8 protein-coding genes are annotated in these 9,192 nt (G+C 74.1%); 3 read left to right on the top strand and 5 right to left on the bottom strand.

The window, feature by feature from the left end; all coding sequences use genetic code 11:
- Positions 1-70 precede the first annotated feature (70 nt).
- The gene (locus DLJ47_RS30255) at positions 71-1,009 is read right to left on the bottom strand and encodes a ParB/RepB/Spo0J family partition protein (RefSeq protein WP_199236068.1); all 939 of its coding nucleotides are present in this window, start codon (positions 1,007-1,009) and stop codon (positions 71-73) included.
- 417 nt (positions 1,010-1,426) lie between these two features.
- Here DLJ47_RS30255 and DLJ47_RS30250 point away from each other — a divergent pair, with 417 nt between their 5' ends.
- Both DLJ47_RS30250 and DLJ47_RS37675 read left to right on the top strand, forming a co-directional pair.
- Entirely contained in the window at positions 1,427-2,731 is a 1,305-nt protein-coding gene (locus DLJ47_RS30250) for a condensation domain-containing protein (protein WP_158289911.1), read from the top strand.
- Positions 2,732-2,733: 2 nt separating this feature from the next.
- Positions 2,734-3,924, top strand: coding sequence for a cytochrome P450 (locus DLJ47_RS37675; RefSeq protein WP_199236067.1), 1,191 nt, complete (start codon positions 2,734-2,736; stop codon positions 3,922-3,924).
- Positions 3,925-3,937: 13 nt separating this feature from the next.
- On the opposite strand, the gene DLJ47_RS30240 is transcribed toward DLJ47_RS37675, so the two are convergent.
- Genes DLJ47_RS30240 through DLJ47_RS30230 form a run of 3 tightly spaced genes read right to left on the bottom strand, consistent with a single transcriptional unit; the run spans position 3,938 to position 7,577 of the window.
- Positions 3,938-5,209 carry a cytochrome P450 gene (locus DLJ47_RS30240; RefSeq protein WP_233258095.1) on the bottom strand — a complete coding sequence of 424 codons (1,272 nt, stop codon included), beginning with the start codon at positions 5,207-5,209 and terminating at the stop codon, positions 3,938-3,940.
- The gene (locus tag DLJ47_RS30235) at positions 5,206-6,384 is read right to left on the bottom strand and encodes an LLM class flavin-dependent oxidoreductase (protein WP_109905103.1); all 1,179 of its coding nucleotides are present in this window, start codon (positions 6,382-6,384) and stop codon (positions 5,206-5,208) included. Before DLJ47_RS30235 ends, DLJ47_RS30240 begins: the two co-directional genes overlap by 4 nt.
- A 35-nt stretch (positions 6,385-6,419) precedes the next feature.
- Positions 6,420-7,577, bottom strand: coding sequence for an NAD(P)-dependent alcohol dehydrogenase (locus DLJ47_RS30230; RefSeq protein ID WP_109905101.1), 1,158 nt, complete (start codon positions 7,575-7,577; stop codon positions 6,420-6,422).
- Between the two features lie 161 nt (positions 7,578-7,738).
- Between DLJ47_RS30230 and DLJ47_RS30225 the strand changes: the two genes are divergently transcribed.
- The gene (locus tag DLJ47_RS30225; RefSeq protein WP_146228229.1) at positions 7,739-8,965 is read left to right on the top strand and encodes a cytochrome P450; all 1,227 of its coding nucleotides are present in this window, start codon (positions 7,739-7,741) and stop codon (positions 8,963-8,965) included.
- A gap of 57 nt (positions 8,966-9,022) precedes the next feature.
- On the opposite strand, the gene DLJ47_RS30220 is transcribed toward DLJ47_RS30225, so the two are convergent.
- Positions 9,023-9,192 (bottom strand): adenosylhomocysteinase (locus tag DLJ47_RS30220; RefSeq protein ID WP_146228228.1); only part of this gene is annotated, 170 nt, incomplete at its 5' end.

Below are 9,192 nucleotides of genomic sequence, written 5' to 3'. Positions count from 1 at the left end.
GTGCTGTGACTGTCCATCGGTCTCCCCGGGGTGGAGGGGGTCGGGCGGGGTCGGGACGGGTTCGCGTGGGTCAGGCGCTGTTCTCCGCCCGCTGGCGCAGGTGCTCGGCCACCGCGAGCCACTCCTCGGCGATCGCGCAGGCCAGGTCGGCGATGGCGTACGCGCAGTGCGGCGCGATCGAGTGCACGACCGTCTCCCACCCGTCGGGCGAGGTGGCCCGCGCGTCGAGCCACCGCAGGAGGCTACGTCCGCTGTCGGTGAACCGGACAGACGGATCGCGACGCAGGTTGCGCAGGATCGTCTCCCGATCGCGCAGCGGCCCGCCCCGTACGCTCATCAGCCGGCGCAGCTCCCGCTCCGGGCTCGGCGGCTCCGGCCGGGGCCGGTTGCCGCGCTGGCGGGGCGGGATCGGGTCCTCGCCGCGGCGGATCCGTTCCCGCACGTCCCGGGCGGTGCCGGGCGAGATCCCGGCGCGCCGGGCCACCTCGCGCAGCGAGGCGTCGGGGCGCAGCGCGAACAGCTCCCCGGCGCGGCGGCGACCGTCCGCGCCGTTGACCGGGCGGACCCGGCCGTCCCGGCCGATCCGGCTGTGCAACTGCGGCTGATCCACAGTTGCTCCCCGCCGGATGACGCCGACGGTCTTGGCGGAGAGGCCGGTCACGGCGGCGATCGCCCGGTCCGACCACTGTGGATGGGACCGGAGGATGCGGGCGGCGGCCGCCTCCCGGTCGGCCAGCGAGAGAGGCAGCCCGTGGGCGATGTTGGTCTCGACGGCGATCACGAAGGCGGCGTCCTCACCACCCTCGAAGAGCCGGCAGGCGATCTCCTCCTGGCCGCGCAGCACGGCCGCGCGCAGCCGGTGCATGCCGTCGATCACCCGCAAGGTCTGCCGGTGCACCAGGATCGGCGGCAGGTCGGCGTCGGAGTCGGCGAGCATCCGGACGTGCTGCACGTCCTCCCCGGAGAGCCGGGGCGAGTCCGCCGGCAGCAGCTTGCTGATCGGCAGCATGGTGACGGGGTGGTTCTCGGGCGACGGAGACGGCTTCGGGATCCGTGGCGGCTGCATGGGTCGCTTGACCTCCGTCGCCGCGGACGAGGTGGGCATGAGCTGGTTTGCGGGCATCGACAAGGCACTCCCCCGAGTTGTCTTCAAAGCAACTTCGCCTGCGCTTTGTCCGGTCCGTTCGACCAATTCGATCCGCTAATTGGCACAATGCGCTCCGAAATGGACAGGTTGCCGCTCAGCCCCCAACCGCAGCATCCCGTCACGGAGCGCGGACACAAAGCTATGAACGGGAAGCCGCCCGCGCAATCGGCAGCACGTTCCACATCGACATCTGTTGGTTATCTGACGATGACGAAGGGTCACATTTTCGGTCGATGAGTTTTCTCGCCAGGGACCCGGTGGCCCACTATGTTGCTGCCCATGGCTCATCGGGAGGCGCCGGCATCCATCGGTCAACGTCTACTGTGGTTCCTGGAGCACTACCGCCCGGACACCGCGTCGCTGAACTGCCCCGTCGTGTGCAAACTGCACGGTCCGCTCGACGTCACCGAGCTCCAGGTGGCCCTGGGCCGGCTGACCCGTCGACACGAGGCGCTGCGGACCACGCTGGTACGCCGCGGGCGGGAGCTCGTCCAGCACATCCACGACGACCTGCCACCGCCGTTCGAGGTGGTGCCGCTGACCGCCGAGCCGGACCGGCTCGACGCGGTGGTCGCCGAGGCCGTCGAGCGGGAGCTGCACACGCCGGTCGACGTCGGTCGGCACCCGCTGCGGGTCACCCTGTGGCGGCTCGGACCGGACGAGCACATGCTCTGCCTCAACATGCACCACCTGGTCTCGGACGCCTGGTCGTGCGGCATCGTGCTGCAGGATCTGATCCGGTTCCTGGAGGCCGGGCCGGACGGCGACCCCGGGCTGCCCCCGGTGCAGTGGCAGTACCCGGACTTCGCCCGGTGGCAGCACGAGCAGCTGACCAGCGGGGCGCTGAAGGTGCACCAGGACTACTGGATCCGGCAGCTGCGCGGCATGAAGCTGGTCGAGCTGCCGCCGGCGGTGCCGGCCACCGACGGCGGCCGGCCCACCGGGATCGAGGTCGCCACCATCGACGCCGGCGTGTTCAACCGGCTCAAGGCCGTCGCCCGGGGCGAGCGGACCACCCCGTTCGCGGTGATGCTCTCGCTGTACTACCTGCTGCTGGCCCAGCGCACCGGGCAGACCGACATCTCCGTGGCGTCGCTGTTCGCGAACCGGTCGGTCAAGGGCGTCCAGACCACCGTCGGCTTCTTCGCCAACATGGTGGTGCTGCGCAACCAGGTCGATCCGGACGCCCCGTTCGTCGAGGTGGTCCGCCGGGTCCGGGGCACCGTCATCGACGGCTTCCTGCACGAGGGCATCCCGTACCAGATGCTGCCGCTGAACCTGCAGAACACCTCCGGCCGGGTCGACGACGTGGTGTTCCAGATGCTGCTCACCCCGCCGCCGGGCACCAAGGTGCAGGCCCGCGGCGTGGAGTTCGAGCTGTACACGCCGGACTCGCTGGGCAGCCGGTTCGGCCTGGAGCTGGGGCTGATCCCGCAGCACAGCGGCGCCTGCCAGGCGATGCTCTTCTACACCACCGACCGGTTCCAGCCGGCCTGGGCGGAGGAGTTCCTGGCGGACTACCTCACCCTGGCCCGGGCGGCGGCCGCCCGGCCCACGGAGCCGCTCAGCCTGACCCGGGTGTGACCGTGCCGCGCTACGACGAGGCCGAGGTCGCCGGGCTCGCCGACCCGTACCCGCACTACGCCGAGCTGCGCGCCGCCGGCCGGGTGGTGCCGGCCGGGCCGGGCGCCTGGGCGGTCACCCGGCACGCCGACGTCACCGCCCTGCTGACCGACCCGCGGCTCAGCCACGAGTTCCCCGACCTGGTCTACCGGCTCTCCGGCGAGCCCGACGAGCTGACCGAGTTCTTCCGGGCCACCGTGCTCAACCGGGATCCGCCGCAGCACTCGACGCTGCGCCGGGCGATGGCCCGGACGGTCAATCCGCGTACCGTGGCGGCGCTGCGGCCACGGATCGTCGAGCTGGTCGGGGAGCTGTTCGCGGCGATGGCCGACGCGCCGGCGGCCGACCTGGTCGCCGACCTGGCCTACCCGCTGCCGGTCACGGTGGCGGCCGAACTGCTCGGCATCCCGGTGGCCGACCGGGCGGAGGCGCAGCCGCACGCCGTCGCGCTGGGGCGGATGTTCGGCTCCGGCGCTCCCACCGAGCAGGAGCGGGCGGACGCCGTCCGGGCGGTCGGCTGGCTGCGCGGCTACGTCGGCGGGCTGCTGCGCGAGCGGGCCGGCCGGGACGGCGACGACATGCTGTCGCACCTGCTCCGCGACGCCGAGGCGACCGGCACGATCAGCCGGGCGGAGCTGGTCGACAACGTCATCTTCCTGTTCTTCGCCGGCTTCGAGACCACCACCAACCTGCTCTCCACCGGCGGCGCGCTGCTGCTGCACCGCCCGGAACTGCTGGACCGGTTGCGCCGGGACCCGGGCCTCGCGCCCGGCGCGGTGGAGGAGTTCCTGCGCTGGGACTGCCCGATCCACGCCACGTCCCGGGTGGTCCGCGAGCCGGTCACCGTCGGCGACCGGGTGATCCGGGCCCGCCGGGTGGTGGTGCTGCTGCTCGCCTCCGCGAACCGCGACGAGCGGCGGTTCCCCGAGCCGGACCGGATCGACCTGGCCCGCTCCCCCAACCCGCACCTGGCGTTCAGCTCCGGTCCGCACCACTGCCTGGGCGCCACCCTGGCCCGGGTCGAGGGCGCGGCGGTCTTCGGTCACCTCGCCACCCGGCTGCGCCGGTTCGAGGCCACCGGCCCGGCCCACCGCCGCACCGGACTGGGTTTCCGGGGGTACGACCGGATCCCGGTGCGGGTGGTGTGCAACTGAGGAGACGCGCCAGTCAGCCGGCGGCGAAGGTGACCGGCAGCTGCTTCAGGCCGTTCATGAAGTTCGACTCCAGCCGAACCGCGGGGCCGGTGCGGCGCAGTCGGGGCAGGTGCGGCGCGAGCTCCTCGAAGAGCACGGCGGCCTCCACCCGGGCCAGGTGCGAGCCGAGGCAGAAGTGCGGCCCGACCCCGAACGCCAGGTGCGGGTTGGGACTGCGATCCAACAGGAAGGTTTCCGGTCGGTCGAAGACGGCCTCGTCCCGGTTGGCCGAGATGTAGTACAGCACCACCTTGTCCCCGGCCCGGATCGGTTGCCCGGCCAGCTCGGTGTCGACCACGGCGGTCCGGCGGAACTGCATGATCGGCGTCGTCCAGCGCAGCAGCTCGTCCACCGCGGTCGGCACCAGGTCGGGTTGGCCGGCGAGCCGGTCGGCGAGGTCGGGACGGTCGGCCAGCAGGTCGAGGCCGCCGGAGATCAGGTGCCGGGTGGTCTCGTTGCCGGCCACCACCAGCAGCAGCCACAGGTGGCAGTACTCGCTCTCGGTGAGCCGACGGCCGTCCACCTCGGCGGTCACCAGCCGGCTCACCAGGTCTTCGCCGGGGTCGCGCCGGCGGGCCTTCGCCGCGGTGAGGGCGTACCCGAACGCCTCGACGAAGGTCTGCTTGAACACCTCCACGTCGCCGCCGCCGAAGGCCGGATCGTCGAAGCCGACCAGGTTGTTGCTCCAGCGCAGGAAGAGCCCACGGTCCTCGCGGGGGATGCCGAGCAGGTCGGCGAGGACCAGCAGCGGCAGCTCGGCGGCGACCTCGGCGACCGCGTCCACCGGCTGGCCGGCGGTCGCCCGCCGGACGATCTGCCGGGCGTGCTCGGCGATGGCCGCGCGCATGCCGCGTACCACCGGGGCGGTGAACGCGGCGGTGACCACCCGGCGCAACCGGGTGTGCGCGGGCGGGTCCATCCCGACCAGCAGCTGCCGGGAGCGCTCCAGGTCGGCCCGGGAGGTCGGATCGGCGAGGAACGCGCCGCGCTCGGCGGAGGAGAAGACCTCCGGTCGGCGCGACGCGGCGACCACCGCCGCGTGCCCGGTGACCGCCCAGTAGCCGCCGACCCGCTGCACCACCGTGCCCCGGGCCGAGTGCCGCCGCAGCGGCACCTCGGCCACCCAGCTGACCGGCGTCTCCCGGCGGCGGCGGGCGAACTCGGCGAACGGCGGACCGTCCAGATAGGTGGCCGGGTCGGCGAGACTGCCGGTGACGGCGGCGGCCCGGGTCAGCTGCGGGCTCACCGGACGGACACCTCCGGGCGCTGCCCGGCCCGGCGGTGCGGCGGCGCCGGGTCCGGCCGGTCGCCGTCCGGCCCGTCCGGCCCGTCCGGCCCGACCAGCAGGCCCCGGCGGCGCAGCGCCGGCATCACCCCCTCACCGAACCAGTACGCCTCCTCCAGGTGCGGCTGTCCGGACAGGATCAGGTGGTCCAGCCCCTGCGCGTGGTACTCGGCGATCCGGTCGGCCACCTCGTCGTGCGACCCGACCAGGGTGATCCCCGGCCCCTGGCGGACCAGGCCGTAGCCCGCCCACACGTTCGGGTAGATCTCCAGCCGGTCGGTACGGCCACCGTGCAGCGCCGCCATCCGGCGTTGTCCCTCGGAGTCGCTGCGGCGGAACCGCTCCTGGGTCCGGGCCACCAGCGCCGGATCCAGGTTGGCCGTCATGGCGTCCGCCACCGCCCAGGCCTGCTCGGAGGTGTCCCGGCTGATCACGTGGAACCGGGTGCCGAAGGCGATCTCCCGCCCCGCCTCGGCCGCCAGCGCCCGCACCCCGGCCACCAGCGAGCCGGTCTGCGCGGGCAGTTCCGCCCAGGTGAGGAAGACGTCGGCCCGGCGCGCCGCCACCCGCTGCGCGGCGGCGGAGGAACCGCCGAGGAAGATCGGCGGCGGATCCGGCCGGCGCATCACCGTCGCACCGGCCACCCGGTAGTGCTCCCCGTCCAGGTCCACCGGCCCCGACCAGGCGCCGCGCAGCACGGCGAGGAACTCGTCGGCCCGCGCGTACCGCTGGTCGTGGGCCAGCCAGTCGCCGTAGCGGTGCTGCTCCTCCGGGTCACCGCCGACCACCACGTTGAGCAGCAGCCGGCCGCCGGAGATCCGCTGGCAGGTGGCCGACATCTGGGCGGCCAGGGTCGGCGAGAGCAGCCCGGGACGGAACGCGACCATGAAGCGCAGCCGCGCGGTGCGCTGACTCAGCGCCGCCGCGACCAGCCACGGGTCCTCACAGAAGATGCCGAACGGCACCAGCGCCCCGGCGAAGCCGAGCCGGTCGACGGCGCCAGCCACCTGGCTCAGGTAGTCGATGTCCGGATCCCGGCGCAGGGTGGCCACGCCGGGTGGCCCGCCGGCGCGCGGCCTGGCCACCTCCCGACCGTCGCCGTGGGCGGGGATGAACCAGTAGAGCTGCAGAGACATGGCGCCCCCCGGGTGAGCGAACGGGCACGCACCGTTCAGCGCGATCGTCCGGAACCCTCACATCCGTCGGTCCGCGCCGTCAACGCGGCCGGTTCCAGCACCAGCACCGGCTTGACCACGGCACCGGCCAGCAGGTCGGCCAGCGCCGCCTCCGGATCGTCGAACGAGCGGTAGGCGACCAGTTCGGGGAAGGGGAACCGGCCCTGCTCGGCCAGCCGCAGCAGCGCCGGCACCAACTCCTCGGGACGGCCCTCGCCGCCGAGCGAACCCTGGATCCGCTTGCCGCGCAGCATGGTCTGCTGGTCGACGGCGAACGTCTCACCCGGCCGGGCGGCCCCGACCAGGCAGCACGTCCCCGGCATGCCCACCGCGTCGACGGCCTGCCGGACGACCCGGGGATCTCCGGTGCACTCCACCGTGACGTCGGCCGGCCCGTCGCAGCGCTCCCGGACGGCCCGGGCCACGTTGCGGACGCCGGTCACGTCCACGGTGTGCGTGGCGCCGTACCGGCGGGCCAGGGCCAGCCGGGCGGGATCGCGGTCGACGGCCACGATGGTGGTGGCCGCCGTGCAGCGGGCGGCCATCACGGCGGCCAGCCCCACCGCGCCGACGCCGAACACCGCCACCGACGCGCCCGGCTCCGGGCGGGCCGCGTAGAGCACCGCCCCGGCGCCGGCGCTGATCCCGCAGCCCAGCGCGGCGACCGCGGCCAGCGGCAGGCTGGTGCGCACCGGCACCAGCGCCTCGGCCGGCAGCACCGCGTGGCTGGCGAACGACGACTGGCCGAAGAAGCGCCCGGCCACCGGGGTGCCGTCGGCGCGGCGGAACACCGCGCCCCCGTCCGGGCGTCGCCCGCCGAAGAGCAGGCCGGGCAGGTCGGCGCAGTACCGCGGCCGGCCGCCCCGGCAGTGCCGGCAACGTCCGCAGGCCGGCCAGCCGAGCAGCACGGCCTCCCCGACGGCCGGCGACCGGACGCCCGGTCCCACGTCGAGCACCCGGCCGACGCCCTCGTGCCCGAGCACGCCGGGCAGCGGGAAGGCGGACCGGCCGGAACGGGCGTCGGCGTCGGTGCGGCAGACCCCGGAGGCGACGATCCGGACCAGCACCTCGCCCGGTCCCGGGCCGTCGAGACGCAGCTCCTCCAGGCGCAGCGGGTGGTCGGGAGCGGGCGCCACCGCGGCGGTCACCCGCATCGTCGCCGCCTCCGCCCGACCGCCACGACGCGAGGATAGGGGCCTGGCCGCCCCGGCGGCACCGGGTGCGAGGTCGCGCAATCCGAGCGCGTTGTCCCCGCTCCGCGACGGGACATAGCCTCGACAGCCACTGTCAGAGGCCGACCGGTCAGGGGATGCTCATGCAACCGGCGATTGTCGACCGTATCGAGGACATGTACGTCAAGCACCAGGCCGACCCGTACCCGGTGTACCGGGAGTGGCGGGACAAGGGCCCGGTCGTGGTGGACGCGGACGGGAAGGTCATCGTCCTGGGCCACGACGACGCCAAGGCCGCGCTGGCCGATCCCGCGGTCAGCGTCGACCCGCGGGACAGCCGCTGGTACCAGCAGCGGGCCGCGGCCGGCGAGGTCAGCGCCGAGGAGGAGCAGCGGTACGCCGACGCTCCGTTCATCGAACTGAATCCGCCCGAGCACACCCGGCACCGGTTGCTGGTCGGGCAGGCGTTCGCGGCCCACGCCGCCCGGGCCGCGGAGCCCACCGCTCAGGTGGTGGACGCCCTGCTGGACCGGCTCGCCGGCGGCACCGGGTGCGACGTGGTGCGGGAGTACGCCTACGCGACCCCGATCCGGGTGCTGTGCGCGCTGTTCGGCATCGCCGACGAGGACGATCGGCAGCGGGTGCAGGACTGGTCGCACTTCATCTCCCGCTCGATGGACCCGTCCAACCCGGTGGACCCGGCCGAGGTGGACCGGGTCTCCGGCGAGCTGCGCGGCTACCTGGAGCGGCTGGTCGACGCCCGGGCCGCCGAGCCCGGGAACGACGTGGTCAGCGCCATGCTGGCCAGCCGCAGCGGCGACCAGCGGCTCACCCGGGCCGAGGTGGTCAACGGCCTGTGGCTGCTGGTCGTCTCCGGGCACGAGACCACCAGCAGCCTGATCGCCAGCGGCCTCTACAGCCTGCTCACCGAGCCGGCGCTGGCCGACCGGATGCGCGCCGAGCCGGAGAAGATGCCCGGCCTGGTGGACGAGCTGCTGCGGCTGACCCCGTTGGTGCAGTGCCTGTGGCGGCACGTCAAGCGGGACACCACCCTGCCGAGCGGGGCGCGGCTACGCGCCGGCGACAGCATGGTGATCGTGCTGGCGCAGGCGAACCGGGACCCGGAGCGGTTCACCGATCCCGACCGGCTCGACCCGGACCGCACCGAGCAGCACCTGAGCTTCGGCGCCGGGCCGCACTACTGCCTCGGCGCCACGCTGGGCCGGCTGCAGGCGAACCTGGCCCTGTCGGCCTTCCTGCGCCGGGTGGAGGCGCCCGAGCTGGCCGTCGAGCCGCCGGGTACGCCGCGGGCGCTGGGCGGGCTCACCTCGCTGCCGATCCGCTACGAGCGGGTGCTCCCGGCCGGCTGACCGCGGATACCCCGAAAGGGCGGGGCGGCCGCAGCCGCCCCGCCCTTGTCGTGTTGGTCAGTAGCGGTAGTAGTCGGCCTTGTACGGCCCCTCCACCGGCACGCCGAGGTAGGCGGCCTGTTCCTTGGTGAGCTGGGTCAGCTTGGCGCCGAGGGCGTCCAGGTGCAGGCGGGCGACCTTCTCGTCGAGGTGCTTGGGCAGCACGTACACGCCGATCGGGTACTCGT

Origin of the sequence: Micromonospora sp. S4605 (assembly GCF_003176715.1) — a bacterium.
Classification (GTDB): domain Bacteria; phylum Actinomycetota; class Actinomycetes; order Mycobacteriales; family Micromonosporaceae; genus Micromonospora; species Micromonospora echinaurantiaca.
This window is presented reverse-complemented; position numbering and strand designations above follow the sequence as displayed.